This is a genomic window from Pararhizobium sp. A13, from assembly GCF_040126305.1.
Classification (GTDB): Bacteria; Pseudomonadota; Alphaproteobacteria; order Rhizobiales; family Rhizobiaceae; genus Pararhizobium.
This window is the reverse complement of record NZ_CP149511.1, coordinates 453,501-476,238: the sequence shown is the minus strand read 5'-3', so window position 1 is coordinate 476,238 and position 22,738 is coordinate 453,501. Positions and strand designations below refer to the sequence as shown.

General features: G+C 60.3%; 20 protein-coding genes and 3 pseudogenes. 16 read left to right on the top strand and 7 right to left on the bottom strand.

Annotation, left to right across the window (positions count from 1 at the left end; translation table 11 throughout):
• Positions 1-16 precede the first annotated feature (16 nt).
• Complete coding sequence (locus WI754_RS23770; protein ID WP_341487747.1) at positions 17-1,177, top strand: AraC family transcriptional regulator; 1,161 nt, start codon at positions 17-19, stop codon at positions 1,175-1,177.
• Between the two features lie 143 nt (positions 1,178-1,320).
• Here the strand turns inward: WI754_RS23770 and WI754_RS23765 are convergent.
• Positions 1,321-1,645: pseudogene (locus tag WI754_RS23765) on the bottom strand (glutathione ABC transporter ATP-binding protein GsiA); the annotation flags it as partial.
• A 461-nt stretch (positions 1,646-2,106) separates the two neighbouring features.
• On the opposite strand from WI754_RS23765, the gene WI754_RS23760 reads away from it, so the two are divergent.
• The 7 genes and pseudogenes from WI754_RS23760 to WI754_RS23730 all read left to right on the top strand — a co-directional run bounded on the left by WI754_RS23760 (position 2,107) and on the right by WI754_RS23730 (position 8,927).
• Complete coding sequence (locus WI754_RS23760; protein ID WP_341487746.1) at positions 2,107-3,174, top strand: helix-turn-helix domain-containing protein; 1,068 nt, start codon at positions 2,107-2,109, stop codon at positions 3,172-3,174.
• Between the two features lie 143 nt (positions 3,175-3,317).
• Complete coding sequence (locus WI754_RS23755) at positions 3,318-4,004, top strand: hypothetical protein (protein WP_341487745.1); 687 nt, start codon at positions 3,318-3,320, stop codon at positions 4,002-4,004.
• Between the two features lie 167 nt (positions 4,005-4,171).
• On the top strand, positions 4,172-4,786 hold the full coding sequence (locus WI754_RS23750) for a protein rhiA (RefSeq protein ID WP_341487744.1): 615 nt from the start codon (positions 4,172-4,174) through the stop codon (positions 4,784-4,786).
• 287 nt (positions 4,787-5,073) lie between these two features.
• Positions 5,074-5,613 carry a hypothetical protein gene (locus WI754_RS23745; RefSeq protein WP_341487743.1) on the top strand — a complete coding sequence of 180 codons (540 nt, stop codon included), beginning with the start codon at positions 5,074-5,076 and terminating at the stop codon, positions 5,611-5,613.
• Positions 5,614-6,717: 1,104 nt separating this feature from the next.
• Positions 6,718-7,230: a hypothetical protein gene (locus WI754_RS23740; protein ID WP_341487741.1), complete on the top strand. Its 513-nt coding sequence runs from the start codon at positions 6,718-6,720 to the stop codon at positions 7,228-7,230.
• A gap of 147 nt (positions 7,231-7,377) precedes the next feature.
• On the top strand, positions 7,378-7,539 hold the full coding sequence (locus tag WI754_RS23735) for a hypothetical protein (RefSeq protein ID WP_341487740.1): 162 nt from the start codon (positions 7,378-7,380) through the stop codon (positions 7,537-7,539).
• A gap of 195 nt (positions 7,540-7,734) precedes the next feature.
• A pseudogene (locus WI754_RS23730) lies at positions 7,735-8,927 on the top strand (ATP-binding protein).
• A gap of 64 nt (positions 8,928-8,991) precedes the next feature.
• Here WI754_RS23730 and WI754_RS23725 read toward each other — a convergent pair.
• Entirely contained in the window at positions 8,992-9,156 is a 165-nt protein-coding gene (locus WI754_RS23725; RefSeq protein WP_341487739.1) for a hypothetical protein, read from the bottom strand.
• A 238-nt stretch (positions 9,157-9,394) separates the two neighbouring features.
• On the opposite strand from WI754_RS23725, the gene WI754_RS23720 reads away from it, so the two are divergent.
• The 5 genes and pseudogenes from WI754_RS23720 to WI754_RS23700 all read left to right on the top strand — a co-directional run bounded on the left by WI754_RS23720 (position 9,395) and on the right by WI754_RS23700 (position 12,861).
• Positions 9,395-9,829, top strand: coding sequence for an OsmC family protein (locus WI754_RS23720; protein ID WP_341487737.1), 435 nt, complete (start codon positions 9,395-9,397; stop codon positions 9,827-9,829).
• 245 nt (positions 9,830-10,074) lie between these two features.
• A complete protein-coding gene (locus tag WI754_RS23715) occupies positions 10,075-11,004 on the top strand; it encodes a helix-turn-helix domain-containing protein (RefSeq protein ID WP_341487736.1) in 930 nt (309 codons plus the stop codon).
• Positions 11,005-11,161: 157 nt separating this feature from the next.
• Positions 11,162-11,911 carry an SDR family oxidoreductase gene (locus WI754_RS23710; RefSeq protein WP_341487735.1) on the top strand — a complete coding sequence of 250 codons (750 nt, stop codon included), beginning with the start codon at positions 11,162-11,164 and terminating at the stop codon, positions 11,909-11,911.
• 70 nt (positions 11,912-11,981) lie between these two features.
• Positions 11,982-12,510, top strand: a pseudogene (locus WI754_RS23705) (flavin reductase family protein).
• A 66-nt stretch (positions 12,511-12,576) separates the two neighbouring features.
• Complete coding sequence (locus WI754_RS23700) at positions 12,577-12,861, top strand: DUF1330 domain-containing protein (RefSeq protein ID WP_341487734.1); 285 nt, start codon at positions 12,577-12,579, stop codon at positions 12,859-12,861.
• 100 nt (positions 12,862-12,961) lie between these two features.
• On the opposite strand, the gene WI754_RS23695 is transcribed toward WI754_RS23700, so the two are convergent.
• Positions 12,962-13,840, bottom strand: a complete 879-nt coding sequence (locus WI754_RS23695; RefSeq protein WP_341487733.1) for an MBL fold metallo-hydrolase — start codon at positions 13,838-13,840, stop codon at positions 12,962-12,964.
• Between WI754_RS23695 and WI754_RS23690 the strand changes: the two genes are divergently transcribed.
• Positions 13,839-13,994, top strand: coding sequence for a hypothetical protein (locus WI754_RS23690; protein WP_349438051.1), 156 nt, complete (start codon positions 13,839-13,841; stop codon positions 13,992-13,994). The genes WI754_RS23695 and WI754_RS23690 overlap by 2 nt on opposite strands.
• 3 nt (positions 13,995-13,997) lie before the next feature.
• On the opposite strand, the gene WI754_RS23685 is transcribed toward WI754_RS23690, so the two are convergent.
• Positions 13,998-14,930: a LysR substrate-binding domain-containing protein gene (locus WI754_RS23685; protein ID WP_341487732.1), complete on the bottom strand. Its 933-nt coding sequence runs from the start codon at positions 14,928-14,930 to the stop codon at positions 13,998-14,000.
• Between the two features lie 238 nt (positions 14,931-15,168).
• Between WI754_RS23685 and katG the strand changes: the two genes are divergently transcribed.
• Both katG and WI754_RS23675 read left to right on the top strand, forming a co-directional pair.
• Complete coding sequence (gene katG / locus WI754_RS23680; protein ID WP_341487731.1) at positions 15,169-17,367, top strand: catalase/peroxidase HPI; 2,199 nt, start codon at positions 15,169-15,171, stop codon at positions 17,365-17,367.
• 313 nt (positions 17,368-17,680) lie between these two features.
• Complete coding sequence (locus WI754_RS23675; RefSeq protein WP_341487730.1) at positions 17,681-19,453, top strand: adenylate/guanylate cyclase domain-containing protein; 1,773 nt, start codon at positions 17,681-17,683, stop codon at positions 19,451-19,453.
• Between the two features lie 88 nt (positions 19,454-19,541).
• On the opposite strand, the gene ccoS is transcribed toward WI754_RS23675, so the two are convergent.
• From ccoS to WI754_RS23660, 3 genes are read right to left on the bottom strand one after another with little or no spacing between them, the layout of a single operon-like run.
• Complete coding sequence (gene ccoS / locus WI754_RS23670; protein ID WP_341487729.1) at positions 19,542-19,706, bottom strand: cbb3-type cytochrome oxidase assembly protein CcoS; 165 nt, start codon at positions 19,704-19,706, stop codon at positions 19,542-19,544.
• On the bottom strand, positions 19,703-21,955 hold the full coding sequence (locus tag WI754_RS23665; RefSeq protein ID WP_341487728.1) for a cation-translocating P-type ATPase: 2,253 nt from the start codon (positions 21,953-21,955) through the stop codon (positions 19,703-19,705). The genes ccoS and WI754_RS23665 overlap by 4 nt, the downstream gene beginning before the upstream one ends.
• Complete coding sequence (locus WI754_RS23660) at positions 21,952-22,737, bottom strand: DUF2189 domain-containing protein (protein ID WP_341487727.1); 786 nt, start codon at positions 22,735-22,737, stop codon at positions 21,952-21,954. Before WI754_RS23660 ends, WI754_RS23665 begins: the two co-directional genes overlap by 4 nt.
• Position 22,738: the final 1 nt, after the last annotated feature.

Here is a 22,738-nt window from a genome sequence, read left to right as displayed (position 1 = left end):
TGGGCTGGAGGATTGTATGAGTGATCGTTCAACCGAGTCCGAACCAGATGACCACCTTGAAGAGGTGCGTGCGAAGCAACCGCACTCGGAGCGGCGGCGTTGGCCACGCCAATCCGAGGAGCAGGCAGCGTCCCGCCCGGCAGCGCCACCTGCACTGACGCCCCTGTGTTTTTCGACACACGAGCTGGCGCCCGCGGAACAGTTCGACGCGTGGCAGGCACATATGGCACCCTTGGTCGAGGTCTCCTTGCCGGACGACAAATCTCCCGAAGATGGCTTCCTGGCGGACCAGACGGCATGGCACCTGGGCAACCTGCTCATCGTTCAACAGCGCGCGCCAGCGCACAGCTACATACGCTCTCGCGCAATGTTGCGTTTGAGCCCGATTGATCACTGGTATGTGGAATTGCCCCGAGAGGGTCGAGCCTGGACGGAAGTCGACCGCCGGGTTGCTGAGAGTGGGCCGCAGAAGCTCGCTTTCAGATCGCTTGGCTATCCTTATCGCGGGCGGACAACCAAATCGGACGCCGTCCTGCTTTTCATGCCTTACGATTTGCTGGCCGATGACGCCGGTATTCTTGAGGCGGCGAACAATTCGATACTGTCGGGCAATCTGGCCAAGTTGTTAGCCAACTATATCCACGGTATCGAATCGAACCTCGCGAGCCTCACTGCTGAAGAATTGCCAAGGATCGTGCAGACGATACGCGACATGATCGTTGCGTGCGTCTCATCCTCGGTGGCGCAGCCTGCGACAGCGACGCTATCAAATATGGGTATGATGGAGCGGGCACACCGATATATTCACAGCAACCTCGACTCCGGAGATCTCAATCCTGACACCATATGCCGGGCGGTCGGGATCTCGCGCACGCGGCTCTATCAGCTGTTTGGGGCGAGTGGCGGCGTTCTCAACTACATTCGGAAACGGCGGCTTCTGGCAGCTTATGCGGATCTCAGCGATCCTACGAACAATCGGCCGATAGCGGAAATAGCGGAAGCCGCAGGTTTCGATCTGGCCGCCAACTTCACTCGCGCATTTAGTCACGAATTCGGTTTCAGTCCCCGTGACGTCCGAAAGGCAGTCGCTGGGGAGCGCCCTTTCCGACCGGCCGCTCCTCCCGAACGACGTCGTGAAGGAACATTCGGCAATTGGCTCAACGCGCTTGGAAACTGAAGGGGAACTGCGAGCAAGATGTGCCGCTTTCTCGCAATGTCCTGGATTTTGTGCAGTCCGGGCGGGACGATACCCGAAGGGTGGCGACTATCATCATTGCAGGGCAGCTGCTTCCGGCGCGAAATGATCGAGGATACTTCGCGTTACGTTGATTTCCGCGACACGTAGTCAACGGAACGCAGCGGCTTTTGACCTCGTCGTTGGACGGCGGCCGTAGCTTTCCGCGCCGCGCCGGGTTCGCCGTAAGTACCGCGGAAATGAGACGGCGTGAATAGGGATGCTGCGGGTCGACGCGCATCGGCCGATCTCAACCATTTCGCCAAGACACATAACTGCAACGCGATGGCTGATGCGTTCCACACAGCGATGTCATGGGAAATGCACCGACAGGCCAACCCCCTGCTCTTGCAGATCGAGCTGGAGGTTCGCCACCTGCGCTTTGACCGAGACGTCGAGCGCGGAGACAGCCGTCCGCGACGATGAGTTTTCGGATCCAGCCCTCGACTGCTTGCACGCGGCCGTTTGGAAGATCGACGCGAACAGCGGGATTGGACACCTTGAGTATCGTTGTACCGCTTTCTTCGACGGCCCTCGTTTCACGGCCATCCGCGGCAGCACCAGTCTTCGGATCGATACGCGGGAAGCGTTTCGGCGCCGTTGCCGCGCCCACGGTGCCCAGACGCGCAACGATGCCAGCAGGGATTTTGTATAGTCTTCCTCCGGCGCCCCGAAGCACCTCAGCGATCGCCGGCGGCCATTGCGAGCTGCCAAAACCCCACATGACCCAAGTTGAAACGGAACCCGGAATGCGCGAAAGCGCATATTTAGGAAGCGGTAAGGTTACCGCAAATACGCTCGCTCTCCCATTTCAAGACGTATAGCAAAAGTCGCGTTCTGCCCTCAAATACAACCAAAGGGGGCAACGCAATGTGGAAGAGATAACTGACGATTTGACACGTCCGGCCGGTGAGCAAGGCGCGATCGCTAGTTTCCACTTCACCACCACCGGCATTGACTCCCCTTTCGACGCTTGGCGTTCCCTCCTGGACATCCTGTTCGACAGCCTTCCCCCGAAAGCCGCTCCGTCAAGCACGTTTCAAGCGAATCTCATAGTCCATCACTTCGGCACTTTCCTGCTTTGCCGGAGCGTCGCGGTTGGCGGACGATATCGACGCACCGACGCCCGCCTCGCCTGGTCCGATATCGACCATATCGTTATCTCGTGTCTTCAGCGCGGCGGCATCGCACTAACCAGCCGCGCCACCCGACGGCTGCGGCCGGGCGACGTGGCGGTGCTCGATCTATCCGCGCCGATGGCTTTTGCCATGACTGCCGCCGAAGGTATGCACCTGATTATGCCGCGCACCTTGCTGCCAGCCTCGATGGCGCCGGCGCACCCGATGACCGGACGCATCCTGGCCCAGGATTCCGCCATGGCAATCTTTATCCGGGGGATCCTCGAGGCTCTTGCCGAAGCGGCGCAGCGCCTGAGCCCGGGCGAAGTGATCGCGCTCGGGGCGTCGGTGCCCGATCTGCTCGCTGCGTGCCTGGGACCTGCGGCTGCGGTGTCGTCATCGGAGGCCAAGGGCGACCTGGGACGGCGCCTGCGTCGCCACATCGAGGAGAACCTGCATCGCAGCGACCTGACCCCCTCTCGCCTGACGCACGACCTTCGCGTCTCTCGCAGTCAGCTCTACCGGCAATTCGAGACGAGCGGCGGTGTTGAAGCCTACATCCGCCGGCGCCGTCTTCGACGTTGCCTGCTCACTCTTTGCGATCCCCGCCACGCCGACCGGCGGATCGGCGACATCGCCTATGAGATGGGCTTCGCCGACGAGGCTCACTTCAGCCGGCTGTTCCGGCGCACCTTTGGCCTGTCCCCCAGGGGCGCTCGCGCTGCCGCCCGGCAAGATGGTCCCGATCTGGGCAGTCTGTTCCGGCCATCCACCAGTGGCGCTTCCTTCGGCGACTGGCTTACGACGCTCGGCACCAGCTGAGGTTGCGCTCGCGGTCCTTGGGACGGTCGTCCAAGTTTTCGGGATGCTCGTCCAGAGACAACCGAGAGAAGCGCAGATACCATCAATACAAATAAAGCGAGAAAAACACACCAGAGCCCAGCCCACCGAAAGGAAACGTGCTGATGTCGACGAAGAAGACAAAGACAAGTTCCGATCCCTTGAGAACCAGCACGCCCGCGGCAGCCTCGGTCCCTTTCAAGCTGACCGCCACGAACAACTCGACCGTGAAGGGAGCTCAGTATTTCAATGTCTTTCCGCCGGCATTGAAAAACCCTTCGCCAATATCGCAGACCCTCACCGCGCTGGTTTCAGATCCGACAGAAGACGGGGACAAAATAACGTTGACGTGGAACGGGGGAAGCGGCGCGCTGGCCTTGTTTACGCTCATTGACGGCACAAACCCTGACACTGCCGAAAGGACGCCGGTGGCGCTGGGGGATACGGTTGCCGTGGCTTGGATCGACGGTGCGTTTACTGTTACTCCGGCCGCCGGCGGTCCGGCCAATGCCATCAAGGTGACATTCACTGCCGGTGTTCCAGCGGGTGGTCAAATCGGCCTGGTGGTCGGGCCTGCCCCGATCCTCGTCCCGATCCCGGCCGGTCTGTCGTCGTTAACCCTCGAGCCCGACCTGTCGCCGACCGTAACAGTGATCTTCGGCACCGCTTTTCAATTGCCCAAACCCGATCAATCGGACGTGAGCAACGCAGCGACCATTGCCTTCGAACAGCATACCGCGACGAACGCCAGTCCCACGGCTGTCGCACAGATCGAGGTCGGTCTGGGGAACCAGATCGTCGGAGGCGTCTGACCGCTCAATCAGCTTGCCCGGCATCCGCCTTCCCAAGCCGGGCATCCCCCCTCGCCGCTCTTATTCCTCCCAGAGCAGGCGAGGGACAAACCGGCACCGTCTCAGCCCCGGAGGCGGTGCCGGCCCCCTCAGTGCTGGGCAAAATCCTGAAACAGAAGGTAGAACCAATGACCAAATATTCCCTGAAATGCGTGAACAACTCTCAGCTTTCCGGCAGCTTCGCGGTTTTCCAGAAGGCTCCGCCGACCACGATTCCCGGCAATGTCTTTTCGTTGGCCTGGTTCACCCGCCCCACGGCGCCGGGAAGCCAAGTGACGTTTACCTGGGGCCTCGACTACAGTTTCGTCTGGTCGGAAACCGGGTTGCTCCAGCCGGGCATCAACTTTGCGGCCTCGCAGGCGGTGGCGGCCGATCCGGATCGCCAGAACCTCATTCAACTCACCAAGGACACGTACGGTGCGACCACCTTTGGCGCGTCGAACGGCAACGGTGCGCTGGGCTCGCTGACCATCCAGCAATTGTCCAACGTCACGCCCAACAAAACCTCCGTGGGCATCGGCATGTCGGGCTCCGGTACGTTCGCTGTTCAGGCGGCGCCGAACATGACGGCGGTGTTCACCCCGCATCCCAATTACTGGGTGGTGTTCGGCAACTACGAGACGGGCGACGTGATGGACATCCAGGATGTGACCGAGGCCGTCGAGGTGACCTATGGAGGGGCCCTCACGTCGCGAACGGCAACTCTTGCTATCGACAACCTGATCACCGTCTCCTCCTCCTGATCTCCACCGACGGCGGCTGGTTCAGCCGCCGTCGCTTCTGCCAGGATCGCCACGATGGAACATAAGTGTCGGCGACCCGTACGCAATGGCTTGGTGGCCGCGCCTGGACGACACATGGGCTGCTTAGCCTGAACGCCTGGGGCGGCCTGCCTCTTTGAACACCCCACAGACACGGCGGACGGCGCGATTTCGCCCACCGCCTACCAGGTCCGGCGACATGCGTTGCCGGTTAGCACTCCTCGCATGCCGCGGGGAACGTTCGCCTCCCAACGTGAAAGGAAATCGTTATGGAAGTCAAAAATCCTCCCGCACTGGTTGCCCAGGCAACTGGCGCGTGGTGCTTCGCCGCTGCTGAGGTCATGGTCAGAAGCTACCGCAATCTCCCGGCAATGTCGCAGTATGCTATTGCCCGCCGGAACCTGTTGTCGCTTGCAGAACTCGACCCCGCGGTTCAGGAGCAGTGGGAAACGGCGCAAGCCCTCGACGCGTCGGCCACCCCCCCGCGGCAGGAAAATGGGGGCGCCAATATGGAGAGCGCAGTGGTACAGCTGGTGCGAAGCGAATATAACGCGTTCGATAACGCATCGACGGGCGGCCAGTTCATGCAACTCAGCGCCGCGACGGTGCTAGCGGAGATCGAGAACAATCGAATCTTCGTCGTTGGTACGTCCATCCACTACTATGTCGTGTACGGGTGTAACGTGGACGGAACTACTTTGCTGGTTCGCGATCCTTGGCCGGCGGGCCAGGGTGGGCTTGCCACCGAGATTTCGTTAGCAGTGCTCCTAAATACGGTAGGGCATGTCGCGATCTCCTTCACAGGCTGAGAATCTCGAAAATCCGGTCGGTCGGTTTATAATTCACTACGGCAAACTCTGTTTGCCGTAGGACGCCCCTAAGCTGCTTGCAGCACGAGCGGTATCACTCAGCCATTCCACGATGCTCATTTGACGGGCTTGCTAGCTCACTCCAGGGCTCGACCGCAGGAAGGGTCCGGCGGGCGGGCGGAGCCGACCCAGCCTTAACCTGAATGCCGGAGGCGGCCTGCCTCCTTGAACCTCCCACAGACACGGCGGACGGCGCGATTTCGCCCGCCGCCTACCAGGTCCGGCGACATGTGTTGCCGGTCAGCGCTCCTCGCATGCCGCGGGGAACGTTTGCCCCCTACAGCGAAAAGGAAGCCGTTATGCAAATTACCAAACGACGCAGCCATATCATTGCGGTTACGCTTGCTGCGCTCGGCGCAGCCAACCCCACCTACGCTTATGATGTCTACCACGGCCTCAGGACCGTTGGCACGACTGGCAGTGTGGATTGGACCCACGTTAGTTTTGGGGTCAGCGGGACACCCTCGAACCTATCATTCTCCCATTATGCAACTGACGACCTCGCTAGGGCCGGCATGCCTACTTGGTCGTGTCTTCTCAAGGTTGATCTCGGCGCTCTCCCCGCTCACGTCGCCGTCAACAGTGAGGTAGCGATTGGGGTCGCCCCGCAGACCGTAGATGCGGCGCGGGCCCTTCCTTGGACGATCGTCTTCGACAACAATCCGGCAGGTCATTGGAGCATTGCAAGGGACCGGATCTCAAGTCTGCAGCCTCCGACCAATACCGCGGCCAGCAGGGTGGCAGCAGCCTTTTTCAGCAATCTCGCAAACAGGAAAGTTACTGTTGTCAATGGGAGCAGGGGGGATTGTACCCCATAGACCGCCAAGGAATGGCTTCGCCGCCGGCCACATGGTGCGGCGGCTTTTCGTGAACGGTATGCCACATGGCAATTGCGCGCGCTCAGTGCCTGCCCAGACGACGCACGGGCCGGTAGAGCGATCCAGCCTTGACCTGACGCGAGCGTCCAGCTCGTTGAGCGCCCCAGGTCAGCGCTCCCCGCGTGGCGCGGAGGAGAGTCAGTCCCTACAATGAAAGGAAACCATAATGGATATCATCAAACGACGCAGTCGCACCATTGCGGTCACGCTTGCCGTCCTTGCAGCGCTCGGCCTAGCAACCTCGTCGCACGCTTATTCCGTCTACCGTAAAGTCAGGGCGGATGACAAGACTCGTGTAATGTGGACCGCGGAGAATTTTCCGGTGAAAGGGAGCTCTCTGTCGTTCTACTATTTTCCAGATGACGCCGCTGCGCGGGCCGGCATGCCGAGTAGCCAATGCTTCGTCAAGATCGATCTCGGCCAACCGCCCGGCAAACGTTTCCCGGTCGGGAAGGCGGCTATCCCCATCGTCACCCCCCTTCCGCGAAACCCCTTTCCCTGGGAGATCGTCTTCGACACCGATTCGCACTGGATCATTCCAAGGAGCGCGATCACAACCTCAGGCAGCGATGTAGCCAGCACCGTGGCTGCGGTCGGCCTCAAGAGTCTTGCAACTACACGCGGCTCCCACGTTACCGTTGTCAATGGGAACAAGCCCGGAGGTCGTTGCGTCCCTTAACGATCCATAAAAAGAACCTAAAGTTCACGGACAGTATAGCTTCGCCGCCGGTCTTCATGGCCGGCGGCTTCTACCTGTCGGCTGGAGCAAGGAGGGTTCCAGCACACCGGCGGCTGGCCCCTCGGGCGGACGGCGCGAACACCGAGCATGTACCTTGACCGCCTCGCCCAGCGCCCGCGCCCAGAAGCCAACGATGCGGCTGAGGCAGCGTGGACCCTGCTCAACGAAAGCAATGCGCTGGACGATGCGCGCGCCATGTTGGCCCCGCTCAGCGAAGACGACTGGCTCGTGATGGCCATCACCCATTGAGGCGCCACACTAGCGACACCCACCAGCGACAAGCTCTTTGGCAGGGACACGATGGATCTCGGCGGGCATAGTCGGCGCCGAATTTCCTACGAAGGAGCTCTTCTGGTTCATCGAATACCGCGCATTGCGGTGCTCGATCGCCGCGTGCCTGAAGGGAAACGAAGACGCTGCGAAAAGGGATTTTACCCTGCAAAAATGGAATTAAACTCCATAAATGCAAGGAAGATCGAACGCCGCATCACCGCTGAGCTGAATGAACTCATCGACAGCAGCCCCGCCGTCGCCCTTATCGGGCCACGCCAAGTAGGCAAGACGACGCTTGCGCTTGCCATCGGCGACGGTCGGCCATCCGTCTATCTCGATCTCGAATCCGATGCCGACCGGGCGAAACTCGCCGAGCCGGAGCTCTATCTGGCCGAGCATGCCGACAAACTGGTCATTCTCGACGAGGTTCATCGGCTTCCGAACCTTTCCCAGAATTTGCGCGGTCTGATCGACCGCGGCCGGCGCAGCGGCAAGAGAACGGGACGCTTCCTCCTGCTCGGTTCGGCCTCGATCGAATTGCCGAAACAATCCGGAGAGACACTGGCCGGCCGCATCGCCTATTTGGAAATGCATCCGATCGACGGCCTGGAACTGCCAGCCGGCGACTTGAACAGGCTTTGGGTGCGCGGCGGGTTCCCGGACAGTTTCCTAGCACCCAGTGATCGCGCCAGCCAGAGATGGCGGCAGGATTTCATCCGCACCTATGTGGAAAGGGATATCCCCTTCTCGGCCCCCGCATTCCCGCCGAAACATTGCGACATTTCTGGGCGATGTTGGCCCACCACCAGTCGGGACTTTTGAACGCCGCAGATTTCGCGCGCGCCCTGGGCGTAGACGGCAAGACGATCGCTTCCTACCTCGATCTCCTGGTCGATCTGCTCCTGGTGCGCAGGCTGGAGCCATGGCACTCGAATGTCGGTAAGCGCCTGGTCAAATCACCGCGCATTTATGTTCGAGACAGCGGCCTGACCCACACGCTACTCGGTCTTGGGACGTTGGAAGACGTTCTCGGCCATCCGGTTGCCGGCGCAAGCTGGGAAGGCTTTGTCATCGAGACGATGATCGCAGCCGCACCGGCCGGCACGACCGCCAATTTCTATCGAACGGCTGCGGGCGTCGGGATCGATCTGCTTTTGACACCTCCGGGCGGTCGTCCTTGGGCAATCGAAATCAAACGCAGCCTGACACCAAAGGTCGAAAAGGGCTTCTATCTCGCCTGCGAGGACCTCGATCCGGCAAGACGCATCGTCATCTATCCCGGCGGCGAAAGATATCCGCTGCGAGAGGGCGTGGAGGCCATGCCCCTGGCAACGGCAGCCGTTGAGCTCATACATCAAGGGTGATCCGGCGCGGACCATCGCCTGGCGCATCCGCCTCCCCGGTTGAAAACCGGAAAATCGGATCCGATCATTCGCCGCCGCCGTTCGCCAACGCGTTCAACATCGACATGAGCGAGAACTGGCCGGTTTCGCCCTTACGCGCATCAAGACGGCCTTGATCGAGAAGCGTCTGCAGATCGGTCTCTGTCTGGCGATTGCACCCCGCAGGCAAAAGCTGCGATGGGCCGCCCATTGACGTTCGTCGACGACGTCGGCCGGTGTGGTCGCCAACATACACGCAGACGGTCGAGAGGCTGTTCGCGCCCAATCGCGAGCGCGGCCCGGCGCCGTTCACGCACACCGTGACCGAGCTGCTTGCCCCGCTACTGGCGGCCGAATAATGTCGTCGCCGCGCTTGATCTGCCAATTGTTGGAGATCATTGACGTCCTCTGGTCTATGATGACTGCATTGTCAGGACGGGACGAGTCTCATGAAAGCACGCATCAAATGGGTGGAGGATCGGACCTTCATAGGCGAGTCCGGGAGCGGCCACAAAGTCGTACTCGGGACGGCATTCGGGCCGGAGGGGCGAACACCGGGGCCAAGTCCCATGGAGCTGGTATTGATCGGCACTGGAGGCTGTTCGGCCTTCGATGTCGTACACATCCTCGAAAAAGGCCGCGAGGCGGTCGAGGACTGCGTCATCGAGATCGATGCAGAGCGTGCGGACCAGGACCCGAAAGTGTTTATCCGCATTCATATGCACTTCGTCGTCAAAGGGCGTGGCCTGGCCGTGCACAAGGTCGAGCGTGCTATCTCGCTGTCGGTCGAAAAATACTGCTCGGCGTCAGCGATGCTGGCAAAGACGGCCACAATCACCCATGACTTTGTTGTGGTCGACACCGCTGCGACGAATGAACCTTAGCCGGCTTTTATCGCGAGCTGCCAGATAACGCCTGGTCTCCCATGCCTGGTATGCGGAGCGCGAGACGACGCTTTCGACTTGTCCGAGCCCTTGGAGAGCTGATGCCGATTGTCCAGCCAGCCGAATAGGGACACTGCACCGATCATAGACCTGCACGCGCGACAATGCATAGAATGCCCGTTGCTGGCAGCCTCAACAGGTTTTGAATATGCGGGTCGCGCGCAATGGCTTAAGACGGGACGACAATGGCAATAGATAATAACGACGAAACTCCCTCGATCCCCGATCGAACATCACCCGCCGCGCTCGAAAAGTATATCAGTGGCAGAACGCTGATCAGCGGTGACGGTCCTGCCTGGACGGATATATTCGTTCAGGTGTTTTCACGTCTGCGCATCCAGCCGCCATTCATCGTTCCTGCCGTCGCCGAACCATTGCTCGTATGGGTGATGTCGGGGCACGCGTTTGTGGAGGAGCGAGATCTCGACGGCGAATGGGTGGCGAACAGGGTGAATGCGGGAGACTTCTTCCTGACGCGTTCGGCAACCCCTTACGAGATGCGGTGGCGAGCCGAGGGAGACGAGCCTTTCCAGGTCATGCACCTCTATCTCTCGGTTCCGCTTTTCGAACGGGTGGCGCACGGCATCTTGGGAAAGGTCGCCACCAACGTCAGTTTGCGGGATGTCTCGGGTGGGCAGGATGCGCAGCTTTGCCGCCTGCTCGAGCTGATCCATGGGGAATTGACCGCGGAGAGCGACGGCAGCCAGCTGTTTATTCAGGGGTTGGCGCAAGCGCTTGCGGTACATCTTGTCCGTCACTACGCGTCTCGCGACCCTGACCAGCGTCCGCAAAGTGCCCTGCCCGGTTCCAAATTGCGCCGGGCGATCGCCTTCATGCAAACTAATCTTCAAGAGCCGTTCGACCTTGCTCGTCTGGCGTATGCGGTCGGCATGAGCGAATTCCATTTCAGTCGGCTCTTTAAAAAGGCGACGGGTCATTCTCCCTCACAATATTTCATTCGCCAGCGTGTGGCAAAAGCACAGCAGCTCCTGCAGGAAACCGATAACACCGTCATCGAGATCGGAATGTCCGTCGGCTATTCCAGCTCTAGCCACTTCGCACAGATCTTCCGCCGCGAAACGGGGCTCTCGCCCAGCAACTATCGCCGCGGTTGAGAGGTTTCGCACTGTGCGCGCTCATTTGAGCAAGTTCCCGACAGTCTGAGCAAGCCTGCGAGAGAGCAGGACTTGGGCCTTCGTTATGTTCCTTCTTGTCAAACGCGACCTTCTTCCGGGTTTTCCGAGCAGCGGTCGCCAAACAAGGAGATGAACCATGACAAACATCACTGGAAAAGTCGCCCTGATCACTGGCGCATCCAGCGGCATCGGTGCCGCAACGGCTCTGAAGCTTGCCGCCACAGGCGTCAAAGTTGGTCTTGCCGCACGACGTACCGACAAGCTTGAAATCCTCAAGCGTGAAATCGCCGAAAAGGGCGGTGATGCGCTCGTGATCGAAATGGACGTGGTCGATACTGCCTCGGTCGAGGCAGGCGTCAACAAGCTCGTCGATGCATATGGCTCGATCGACGTCCTCTTCAACAATGCGGGTCTGATGCCACTGTCGGATATCGATGCCCTGAAGACCGACGAGTGGCAGCGCATGGTCGATGTCAATGTAAAGGGTCTGTTGAACACCACTGCCGCCGTCTTGCCGCAGATGATCAAGCAGCACGCGGGCCATATCTTCAACACCTCCTCGATCGCTGGCCGAAAGGTATTCAAGGGTCTCTCGGTCTACTGCGCGACGAAGCACGCCGTCACCGCCTTTTCCGACGGTCTGCGCATGGAAGTCGGACAGAAGCACAATATTCGCGTCACCTGCATCCAGCCCGGCGCTGTTGCAACCGAGCTCTACGACCAGATCACTGATCCGGGCTATCGCCAGCAAATGGACGATCTCGCCAAGCAGATGACCTTCCTGCAGGGCGCGGATATCGCCGACACGATCCTCTTCGCGTTGCAGGCGCCGGATCACGTCAACGTCGCAGAACTCTTCGTGCTGCCAGTCGAGCAGGCCTGGTAACCCGGCCCCCGGACGTTAGGTGCCAGCCTCCCCGATGAAGCGGGGAGGCTATCCACAAAAGGAGCGCGCCATGAGGGAGCTACCTGCTTCTCAAGCCTATCGGCTGCTTGAGCCGGGACCAATCGTTCTTGTGACAACCTGCCAAAATGCCCAGTCCAATGATGATCCAGCACAGCCCACCATTGATCGGCTGCATCATCGGACCATGGGATCATAGCCACAGCACACTCAGGGCGACCGGCGAGTGCGTGATCGCGATACCGACCGTCGATCTAGCAGAAACCGTCGTCGACATCGGCAATTGCTCGGGCAACAAAGTGAACAAGTTTCAGCGGTTTGGGCTGAGGACGCGCCCGGCAAAAGATGTCGTCGCGCCGCTTATCTCCGACTGCCTGGCCAATATCGAATGTCACGTCACCGACGCAAGCTTCGTCGATACCTACAACCACTTCGTCCTCGAGGCGCAGAGGATCTGGATCGACGAGACCCGCAAGGAGCGGCGGACCATGCATCATCGTGGTGACGGCAGCTTTACCATCGATGGCGGCACGCTTGATCTCCGAGAGCGCATGGTGAAGTGGCGGCACCTGCAACAATAGCTCGCGCGCCGCTAGCCGTAACCATAAGCCGAATCCAACAGATCAAACCAACCAAAGGATACAGCCATGTCAGCCTATCTCGTTGTCGATCTCGACATCCACGATCCAAAAGCCATTGCCGATTACCGCTCGAAGGCTCTGCCCCTTGTGGCGCAAGCCGGTGGCCGCCTGATCTCCCTCGATGATGCCCCGCTCGAACTCGAAGGGTGGCAGGCGACCAACATGCTGATCATCGAGTTCCCCGACATGGACGCGATCCGTGGCCTGTTCGCGTCGCCTGAATATGCGCCGCTCGCACGTCAGCGACAGGGCGCCGCAGGTTCGCGGATCATCGCCTTGCGCGGCGTGTAACGGTGCGGGCTGCAACGGAGGTCTTGTAGATCGACTTGCCGGCCGCGCGAAAATTCGCCAGCGCCCTGCCAGGTGAATGCCTGGTTTCCACATAGGGTGATCATGCCGCCGCGAGAGCCGCGATATTCTTCCGATGCACGGCTTCGTAGGGCTCAAAATAGGATATCGCGCCGGAAGACAGGTCTGTCGCGATAAAGTCTGCCAAGGATCCAGCGCTGCCTTCAGTGGTCTTAACCAGTTCGGTCAACCGCTCAAGGTAATTCCGGTTTGCCTCGATGAGGTTGACCCCGTATCCGCCGGCCGCGATCCGGGCCGGATCGCCATGACTAGGCAGAATGCTATGGATTGGCCATGTTCGCATACGGGCGAGCTCGCGGATATGGGTTGCGACATGCTGGGCCTCCGAGACATAGGTCACCGTATCTTCGAGAGTGTCGCCCGCCAGGAGTATGCTCGTGTCGGGCAGCCAGACGACATTGCCGTCCGCACTGTGAATATCGAAGTGGTGGAGTTCCACACGCCTGCTTCCGACGTATAGTTCCAGTTGGTCCTCAAAAAGCCGGTTGGGCATCACCAGCGGTTCAATTGGCGGGGGGCGCCGTGCTATCTCCTCGCGATTGGCCAAGAGCGCCTCGGCAGTCAGCTTGAGCGCGATAATCTCGCAATCCGCAAAGACCTCGTTGCCGGCGATGTGATCACTGTGCCAATGGCTGAGCGCAACGCGGATCGAGCTCACGCCGAGCCCTTCGATATGCGCTCTGATGGCCTGAGCATGAGGCACGGAAATATGGGTATCGTAGATGAGGGCGGTTCCGGAATCCACAATGGCATAGGACGCAATTCCCAGCCCATAGGCGCCATCATCGAGCCAATTCGCCGCGGCAGAATGCAGGCGTTTGCCCGCAACGCGACCATCATAATAGGCGAAGATGCCTGGATGGGCTTCAAAAATTCGAAGTGTTGCGGTCAGTTCTGACATGCTCGATTTCCAATCTCGTTTGCCGAAGACGCTCGGCTTTCTCCTCGATACTGAGAAAGTCGATTTGTCGAGCATGCGCAAGGCCGATCGAGCCGGTGATCGTCAGCTCTTCGTCATCGGTTCGCCATTGACAGTTGCGGATGGCAACATGTGACCGTTAGATCCGACCTCTCCCGTCCAACATGCTGAACTGCTCGCGCATCGCATCGGCGGACTGACGAACGACTTCAGAAATCTGCAGGAACTGTTTGGCCAAGGGGCTTGTCTTGCGCCAGATCATGCCAATTGTTCGTGAGGGCTGGGCACTCTGAAAGTGAGAGACTGACACTGACGCCGAGCGCGTCTCCACCCCCACGGCCATTTCCGGGATCAGAGTGACACCAATTCCGGCGCTGACCATTTGGACCAGCGTGGACAGCGAACTACCATCCAGCAACTCTCGCGGTAGTGCCGAATGCATATTGCAGAACGACAGCGCCTGATCGCGAAAACAGTGCCCCTCTTCCAGTAGAAGCAGCCTCATTTCACGTAGCGCTTCGCGATTGGGTACTGGCTTGCCCTCGTCTTCGCCTGGGCGGACCAGCACGAAGTTCTCCGAAAACAACGCGACCTCGTTCAACGAAGGCTCGGATACCGGTAACGCAACGATTGCCGTGTCGAGCCGGCCTTCCGCCAGCTCCTGTACCAGCTTCGAGGTCAGCGTCTCGCGCACGTGAATCTCGAGCCCGTCATGCATGCGGGTGAGGTTGCCGATGATCGCAGGCAGCAGGTAGGGCGCGACCGTCGGGATGACGCCTATCCGCAGCCGTCCCACCAGCCGGTCCTGCGAGGCTCGCGCCAGGTCTGCCAGTTCATCCACAGAGCGCAGGATGTCGCGCACACGCAGTGCAAACGCTTCTCCGAAGTTGGTCAGCCGAACTTGGCGCGCGCCTCTTTCGAAAAGCTCTGTGCCGAGCGATTCTTCCAGTTCCTTGATCTGCATAGACAAAGCCGGTTGGGAGATCGCACAGACATCCGCCGCACGGCCGAAATGACCCTGTCGTGCCAACGCCTCGAAATAGCGAAGCTGCTTGAGTGTTAAATTTTTCATAACCGCACCTTATCGTGGCAATCAGAAAATCCAACTTAAATTAATGAAAGGGTTTGGGTATAGTGCCCAAAGCAGAGATGAGATGCAGCCACTGTTACACCGGTCCATGCAGCGGCCACGGGCGGTGCGCAGTTCGTCGACGTCGAGACCACCCAGAACGCCGAACACCCAAAGCTCTATGCTTCAGGGCGGTCTTCCTCTGGATGGGCCAATTCAAGTAATCACAAGGGAGAAAGACATGGATTCAAAAGTCGAAACCGCGGGCAAGTGTCCAGTCGTGCACACACACACGGCCCATGGCGGTCGGTCGAACCGGGACTGGTGGCCGAACCAGTTGAACCTCAGGATTCTCCACCAGAACTCCTCCCTGTCCACTCCCATGGGCAAGGCGTTCAACTATGCGGAGGAGTTCAAGAAGCTCGACCTGGAGGCCCTGAAGAAGGATCTCTTCGCGCTGATGACCGACTCGCAGGACTGGTGGCCGGCCGACTTCGGTCACTACGGTCCGCTTTTCATCCGCATGGCATGGCACAGCGCCGGCACCTACCGTACTGGCGACGGCCGCGGCGGGGCTGGAGCTGGTCAGCAGCGCTTTGCGCCGCTCAACAGTTGGCCGGACAATGTGAATCTCGACAAGGCACGCCGGCTGCTCTGGCCGATCAAGCAGAAATACGGCAACAAGATCTCTTGGGCCGACCTGATGATCCTCACCGGCAACTGCGCTCTGGAGTCGATGGGCTTCAAGACGTTCGGCTTTGCCGGCGGCCGCGCGGATGTCTGGGAGCCTGAGGAAGACGTATATTGGGGCGCTGAGGATACCTGGCTTGCCGACAAGCGTTACTCCGGCGAACGGGATCTCGAAAATCCCCTCGCCGCTGTGCAGATGGGGCTGATTTACGTGAATCCGGAAGGACCGAACGGCAATCCCGATCCGCTTGCCGCTGCCCGGGACATCCGCGAGACCTTCGCGCGCATGGCCATGAACGACGAAGAGACCGTTGCCCTCATTGCGGGCGGACACACGTTCGGCAAGACCCATGGCGCGGGCGATGCCGCCCATGTCGGTGTTGAGCCCGAGGGGGCCGGCATCGAGGAACAGGGCCTCGGCTGGACAAGCAGCTTCGGAACCGGCAAGGGCGGCGACACCATCGGCAGCGGCCTGGAAGTCACATGGACCACGACGCCGACGAAGTGGAGCAACAACTTCTTCTGGAACCTGTTCGGCTACGAATGGGAACTGACGAAGAGCCCTGCCGGTGCACATCAGTGGACACCGAAACACGGTGCCGGCGCCGGTACGGTACCGAATGCGCACGACGCGTCCAAGCGCCACGCACCAGCCATGCTGACGACCGACCTCGCCTTGCGCTTCGACCCCGCCTACGAGAAGATTTCGAGGCGTTTCTTTGAGAATCCGGATCAGTTCGCCGATGCGTTTGCCCGGGCTTGGTTCAAACTGACCCACCGCGACATGGGCCCGCGCGTGCGCTATCTCGGACCGGAAGTTCCGGCAGAGGATCTGATCTGGCAGGATCCTATTCCCGCTATTGACCACGTCTTGGTCGACGCGCAGGACATCGCCGATCTCAAGGGCAAGATCCTCGCATCGGGATTGCCCGTCTCCCAGCTGGTCGCGACCGCCTGGGCGTCGGCGTCAACCTTCCGCGGCTCCGACAAGCGCGGTGGTGCGAACGGTGCGCGCATCCGTCTTAGCCCCCAGAAGGACTGGGAGGTCAACCAGCCGGCGCAGCTGGCGACAGTGCTCGAGACGCTTGAGGGTATCCAGAAGGCGTTCAACGACGCCCAGCCTGGCGGCAAGAAGGTGTCGCTCGCAGATCTTATCGTTCTGGGCGGCGCGGCAGCCATCGAGAAGGCGGCGGCGAACGGCGGTCACCACGTCGAGGTTCCCTTTACGCCCGGTCGTGCCGACGCGACCCAGGAGCAGACCGATGTGGACTCCTTTGCCGTTCTCGAACCCATCGCCGACGGGTTCCGCAACTATCAGAAGGGCGAATACTCCATTTCGCCCGAGGAGTTGCTGATCGACAAGGCGCAGTTGCTGACACTGTCGGCGCCAGAGATGACGGTCCTCGTCGGCGGCATGCGCGTCTTGAACGCAAATGCCGGACAGTCCCAGCACGGCGTCCTCACCAAGCGCCCCGAGACGCTCACCAACGACTTCTTCGTGAACCTGCTCGACATGGGCACAGTGTGGAAAGCCGCCCCGGAAACGAAGTATGTGTTCGAGGGACGCGACCGCAATACGGACGAAATGAAGTGGACCGGCACCCGCGTCGATCTCGTCTTCGGTTCGAACTCCCAGTTGCGGGCGCTTGCCGAGGTCTACGGTCAGAGCGACACGCAAGAGAAGTTCGTGCGCGACTTCGTGGCGGCCTGGACAAAGGTGATGAACGCGGATCGCTTCGACCTGGCCTGATCCGGGCTCAAGGCGCTCGGGCGCGGCTGAGTTTCCAGTTGCGCCCGAGTGTTAGGCCACGGACAGATCGCCTGTCTGCGTTGTGGCGAACTGCCCTGCGCTCGACATCTTGATCATCCCCGGTGGCTTTGTGGCGGAACCACTGCGACAAGAAGACGTCCTCAACCGGCTCCAGACCGCGGCGCTGGTGGCCCAAATGTGCCTCAACATTAGATAGGCGATTTCATTGGGGTGCTGTAAAATCGTCCTAGACCCGCTTTGATCTGCCGGTCCGGAAGACGAAGCATCCCTTTATCGTTATGTTGGCAAATCGATGGAACAGAGACTAGCCGCAGTCCTGGCAGCCGATATGGCAGGCTATAGCCGACTGATGGAGGCCGATGAAGCAGGCACCCTCGCCCGCCTCAAAACGCACCGGATAGAATTGATTGATCCCGCCATCGCAAAGAACAAGGGCCGGATCATCAAGACGACGGGCGACGGCATGCTCGTGGAGTTCCACAGCGTAACTGATGCAGTTAAGTGCGCCGTGGAGATCCAGCAGCGCATGCAGCGGCGAAATTCTGACGTGCCGCAGGATCGGCGGATCGAATTCAGGATCGGCATCAATCTTGGCGACATTATTTTCGAAGACGGGGACATTTTCGGCGACGGTGTGAATATCGCTTCTCGTATTGAGCAACTGGCCGACGTCGGCGGTATCTGTGTCACCGCCGCTGTAGCAATACAAATTGCCGATCATCTCGAAGTCTCCATCGAGGATCTGGGGGAGAAGACGCTAAAGAATATAAGCCGTCCTGTTCGTCTGTTTCGTATCGGGCTTGAGCACTCCGCCTCGCCCCATCAGCCTCAGGATTTCGATGCAAAGCGATCTGTCTCCAAACCCTCGATAGTGGTTCTGCCCTTCAACAACATGAGCGGCGATCCCGATCAGGAGTTTTTCGCGGATGGTCTGACCGAAGACATCCTCACCGAATTGTCGCGCCGCCACGAGTTGTTCGTCATCTCACGCAACTCCAGTTTCGTCTACAAGAACCGAGCCGTAAACGTACGCGAAGTCGCCGAGAAACTCGGGGCTCAATACCTGGTGGAAGGAAGCGTCCGCAAGATCGGCGATAGGGTGCGCGTCACGGTCCAGCTCATCGACGCAGCCAGTGATGGCCATATATGGGCAGATAAATACGACCGGAGGTTGGACGACATATTTGCGATCCAGGATGAAATAACAGCGGCGATAGCAGCAACCTTACCGGGGCGCGTCGAGGCGGCCCAGCGCGACCATCTTGCGCGGACGAAACCTGCAAACATGGCCGCATACGAGTGCGCGCTGACCGCAAAGGTACTGCATCACAGAGGCACCGTTGCAGACAATAAGCAGGCGCAGTCTCTGATAGACCGGGCCGTCGCGCTTGACCCGGATTATGCCCATGCCCATGCTTGGCGGGCGTGCATCCTCGGCCAGGCTTGGGTCAGCGGCTGGTGCGAAGACAAGGATGCCGTCTGGAGCGAAATCGTTGCTGCGCTGGATCGGGCGTTGGCGCTGGATGACAACGATGCCGACGTGCATCGCATTCTGGCCGCAGTGAATGTGAACAACAACGCACTGACCACAGCGCGCTATCACCAGGAGCGTGCCCTTTCCCTCAATCCCAACTACGACCTTGTGGTGGTTCAGCAAGGGGAACTGTTGACCTGGCTGGGGCGGCCTGAAGAGGGAATCGAATGGATCCGCAAGGCAATGCGGCTGAACCCCCATCACCCCGAAAGATTTTGGAGTCACCTTGGCAAAGCACACTTCGCTGCGCATCAGTATGGCGAGGCGATCGAAGCATTCATGCACCTGTCCGTCATGGATTACGCCCAGCACGCATTCGTCGCTGCATGTTACGGCTGGCTTGGCGATGAGATCGCTGCCGCAGCGCATATGAAGAAGGTTGGATCGCTCCTCCCCGAATTCGGCGTCGAATCCTTCCTCGCCACGTTGCACTACGCTCAGCAATCTGACGTGGAGCATCTCCGCGAAGGGCTTTTCAAGGCGGGAGCGGACGGCGGTTTTCCGGCGGCAAACGACCTCGCGACGCAGTAGAACCTGTTCGATCGGCAATACCGTTCGGCCGATGTCGTCGCCCAACTACCAGGGAACCTGACCTACTCCGCGACAATGCCGAAAACGTCTATTTTGCTATCGGCGGTTCGTTCTCGTCATCATCCATCAGGATTCGTTCGGCGGCCCCATCGAGGTCCTCGTATTGGCCGCTGCGCAGCGACCAAAGGAAAGCCCCGAGCGCCGTTGCGCCAAGAAGCAATGCAAGCGGGACGAGGAAGACGAGGCTGCTCATTCGCCCGGGACCAGAATTTGCATAGACCTTGAACCGGCGGCGGCTTGACGCTGTCCAGTCTTTCCCGCTTTCAACCGCAGGGCATTGGTTACAACGACGACCGAGGAGAGCGACATTGCAAGCGCGGCAATTAGCGGCGTGACGTGGCCGGCGATTGCAACCGGAAGCGCGATGACGTTGTAGAGAACGGCCAGAGCAAAATTCTGCCAGACCAGCATGCTGGCCTTGCGGGCAACGGTGACGGCCATCGGAACCGCGCCGAGATCCTCGTGCAAGAAGACGAAATCCGCCGCATTGCGCCCGATATCGGCGGCATTGGCGGGTGCCATCGACACATGCGCAGCAGCCAGGGCGGGCACGTCATTCAGCCCGTCCCCGACCATCAGCACGCTGCGGGCATCACCCGACAACCTCTCTAGCCGCTCCACCTTCCCGCCCGGCAGCAGACCTGCTGCGTAGTGCCCGATACCGAGATGTCGCGCAACGGATGCAACGGCCGGTTCGCGGTCGCCCGAAAGGATTTCCAATTGCAGGCCGACCGCGTGCAATTCCCCAACGGCTTGCATCGCGCCCTTCCGTAATTCGTCTTCGAAAACGAACCGCGCGGATAGCAAACCGTTGCACGTCAGCACCGTTCCCGCAAACTGCTCGGCGGTGCGGTCGGCCAGCGCCCATTCGGCGCGACCGAGCCGATAGGTCCTGCCGCCAATGCGCGCTTCGATACCGAAACCGGGCGTTTCGGCGATATCGGAAGCCGAAATCTCCGGTCCGTCTTTGGAAGCTGCAGACAGGGCTGCCGCGACAGGATGGCGCGAATGCCGCGCCATTGCGGCAGCGATGTGTAGAGCCTCCGGCGCGGTGGAGCTAGTCTTCACCAGCCTTGGTCTACCCAATGTCAGCGTGCCGGTCTTGTCGAACACCACCGTATCGATCTCGGCAAGACGTTCGATTCCGGACCCGTCCTTGAGCATTATCCCGTTTTCGAACAGGCGGCGCGCCGCCACGACCTGCACGATCGGCACGGCAAGACCGAGCGCACAGGGGCAAGTGATGATCAGCACGGCAATAGCGATGCTGATGGCGCGGTGCCAATCTCCCGTGGCGGCAATCCAGCCGAGGAAAGTGACGAAGGCGGCGGTATGAACGACCGGCGAATAGAGTTGCGCGGCGCGATCGGCAAGCCGCCGATAGCCGGCGCGCCCACCTTCCGCGGCTTCCATCATCCGCACCATTTCAGCGAGAAATGAATTGTCCGCCGTCGCCGTCGCGACAATTCTCAGAGGGCCTGCTAGATTGAGCGTTCCAGCCGTCACCGCCGCCCCCGGCCCCACCGGCTGCGGCGCGCTCTCGCCTGTCGCGATCGCGCAATCGATGTCCGACGAACCTTCCTCGACGCAGCCATCGACCGGCACCCGATCGCCGGCGGCAAGATTGATGCGCATTCCCGGCTCGACCTCGTTCACCGGAATATAGTTGCGGCTGCCGTCGCTTCCGACGACCAACGCCACACGGGGAGAGAGCCGCATCAACCCGCGCACGGCCACGCGCGCCCTTTCGCGCATGGCACGGTCGAGTGTGCGCCCGATCAGTAGGAAGAAGATGAGAGACGCTGCGGCATCGAAATAGGCGTGTTCGTCCCAATGGATCGTATCGTGCAGGCTGAGCCCAAAGGCGAGGCAGATACCGATCGAGATCGGCACGTCCATATTGGTGCGCCCCCGCCTAAGCACGGCCCAAGCGGAGTGAAAGAACACCGGTCCCGAATAGAACAGGGCGACCGCCGCCAACGCCGCCGAAATCCAATGAAAGGCTTGGCGGGTTTCCGCATCGGCCCCCGACCAGACGGAAACCGAAAGCAGCATGATGTTCATAGCGGAAAAACCAGCAACGCTCAGCGCCCGGATCAGCCGGGAAAGTTCCGGATCGGCTTCGTCAGCTTTCGTCTCGGATAGGTGCGCGGCATAACCAAGCTCCGACAGCGTCTCGATCATCGGCGGCACCTGATCGCCCCGCCATTTGACGCTGACGCGCCGGCTCGAAAGGTTCACCCGCGCCTGCTCGACGCCCGGCAGCCGCGAGAGCTGGCCTTCAATCGTCCGGATACAGTTCGCGCATCGGACGCCCGGCACGGAAAGGTCCGTCTGGTAGAGGCCATTGTCCAGCGGTCGGCTCGCAAGCAAGGTCTCGGTGCTGCTCGGCGATCCACAAGCTTCGGCGCCATTCTCGGCTCCGGGTGCACAGCAGCTCATCTGATTGCTCTGTAGCTATGCCAAGTCGCATGCCCGAGCAACGGAAAGACCACGATCAATCCCAATAGCCCAGTCACGACGCTCACCAGAAACAGCGCAAGCACGATCGCTCCCCAGGCGAGCATCACCGGCAGGTTGTTCCAGACGAGCGAAATGCTGGTGCCCATCGCGGTGAAGGCGTCCGTCTTCTCGTCGAGCAGCATCGGAACAGCAAAGGTGCTGATCGCAAAGGAGAAGGCGGCGAAGAGCCCGCCAACGACCGTGCCGACGAGCAGCATGCCCCAGCCGACCGGTGTCGTGAACAGCATCGCCGCGACGTGATCGAGTCCCGGAAACGCCCGCAAGCCGAAGAACAAGGCGTAGATGATGACGGCGGCACGCATCCAGACCAGCATCAGCAGGCAAAGGATGGCCCCGGTGAACCACACCTGCGCTCCCGATTCTGCCTTGACGAACACCATGCGGCTCAAGCTGACCGGGGCACCCGCCTCGATGTCGCGGCTCTTCTGATAGAGCCCGATGGCAAGAAGCGGGCCAACGACCATGAATCCGGCAAGCGCCGGAAACAGAATATAATCAAGGCCGAGAGCGTACAGTCCCCAAACAATGACGACCGAGATGATGAAGACGGCAAGCCCATAGGCAAGACTCGGTCCGGGCTGGATAGATAGGTCCCGCCATCCGGCCCTCAGCCAGCCGAATGCAGCATTTGCCGGAAGATTGCGCCGCCGCTGTTCCGCAAGCGGCCGAACGGCAGCATCTGAACGATCGGTGGCCCCCATC

What these genes read in the sequence shown, in the direction of transcription:
- WI754_RS23770 (WP_341487747.1), top strand. Translation starts at nt 17, where the DNA reads ATGAGTGATCGTTCAACCGAGTCCGAACCAGATGACCACCTTGAAGAG.
- WI754_RS23755 (WP_341487745.1), top strand. Translation starts at nt 3,318, where the DNA reads ATGTCGACGAAGAAGACAAAGACAAGTTCCGATCCCTTGAGAACCAGC.
- WI754_RS23750 (WP_341487744.1), top strand. Translation starts at nt 4,172, where the DNA reads ATGACCAAATATTCCCTGAAATGCGTGAACAACTCTCAGCTTTCCGGC.
- WI754_RS23745 (WP_341487743.1), top strand. Translation starts at nt 5,074, where the DNA reads ATGGAAGTCAAAAATCCTCCCGCACTGGTTGCCCAGGCAACTGGCGCG.
- WI754_RS23740 (WP_341487741.1), top strand. Translation starts at nt 6,718, where the DNA reads ATGGATATCATCAAACGACGCAGTCGCACCATTGCGGTCACGCTTGCC.
- WI754_RS23735 (WP_341487740.1), top strand. Translation starts at nt 7,378, where the DNA reads ATGTACCTTGACCGCCTCGCCCAGCGCCCGCGCCCAGAAGCCAACGAT.
- WI754_RS23725 (WP_341487739.1), bottom strand. Translation starts at nt 9,156, where the DNA reads ATGGGCGGCCCATCGCAGCTTTTGCCTGCGGGGTGCAATCGCCAGACA.
- WI754_RS23720 (WP_341487737.1), top strand. Translation starts at nt 9,395, where the DNA reads ATGAAAGCACGCATCAAATGGGTGGAGGATCGGACCTTCATAGGCGAG.
- WI754_RS23715 (WP_341487736.1), top strand. Translation starts at nt 10,075, where the DNA reads ATGGCAATAGATAATAACGACGAAACTCCCTCGATCCCCGATCGAACA.
- WI754_RS23710 (WP_341487735.1), top strand. Translation starts at nt 11,162, where the DNA reads ATGACAAACATCACTGGAAAAGTCGCCCTGATCACTGGCGCATCCAGC.
- WI754_RS23700 (WP_341487734.1), top strand. Translation starts at nt 12,577, where the DNA reads ATGTCAGCCTATCTCGTTGTCGATCTCGACATCCACGATCCAAAAGCC.
- WI754_RS23690 (WP_349438051.1), top strand. Translation starts at nt 13,839, where the DNA reads ATGCTCGATTTCCAATCTCGTTTGCCGAAGACGCTCGGCTTTCTCCTC.
- WI754_RS23695 (WP_341487733.1), bottom strand. Translation starts at nt 13,840, where the DNA reads ATGTCAGAACTGACCGCAACACTTCGAATTTTTGAAGCCCATCCAGGC.
- WI754_RS23685 (WP_341487732.1), bottom strand. Translation starts at nt 14,930, where the DNA reads ATGAAAAATTTAACACTCAAGCAGCTTCGCTATTTCGAGGCGTTGGCA.
- katG (WP_341487731.1), top strand. Translation starts at nt 15,169, where the DNA reads ATGGATTCAAAAGTCGAAACCGCGGGCAAGTGTCCAGTCGTGCACACA.
- WI754_RS23675 (WP_341487730.1), top strand. Translation starts at nt 17,681, where the DNA reads ATGGAACAGAGACTAGCCGCAGTCCTGGCAGCCGATATGGCAGGCTAT.
- ccoS (WP_341487729.1), bottom strand. Translation starts at nt 19,706, where the DNA reads ATGAGCAGCCTCGTCTTCCTCGTCCCGCTTGCATTGCTTCTTGGCGCA.
- WI754_RS23665 (WP_341487728.1), bottom strand. Translation starts at nt 21,955, where the DNA reads ATGAGCTGCTGTGCACCCGGAGCCGAGAATGGCGCCGAAGCTTGTGGA.
- WI754_RS23660 (WP_341487727.1), bottom strand. Translation starts at nt 22,737, where the DNA reads ATGGGGGCCACCGATCGTTCAGATGCTGCCGTTCGGCCGCTTGCGGAA.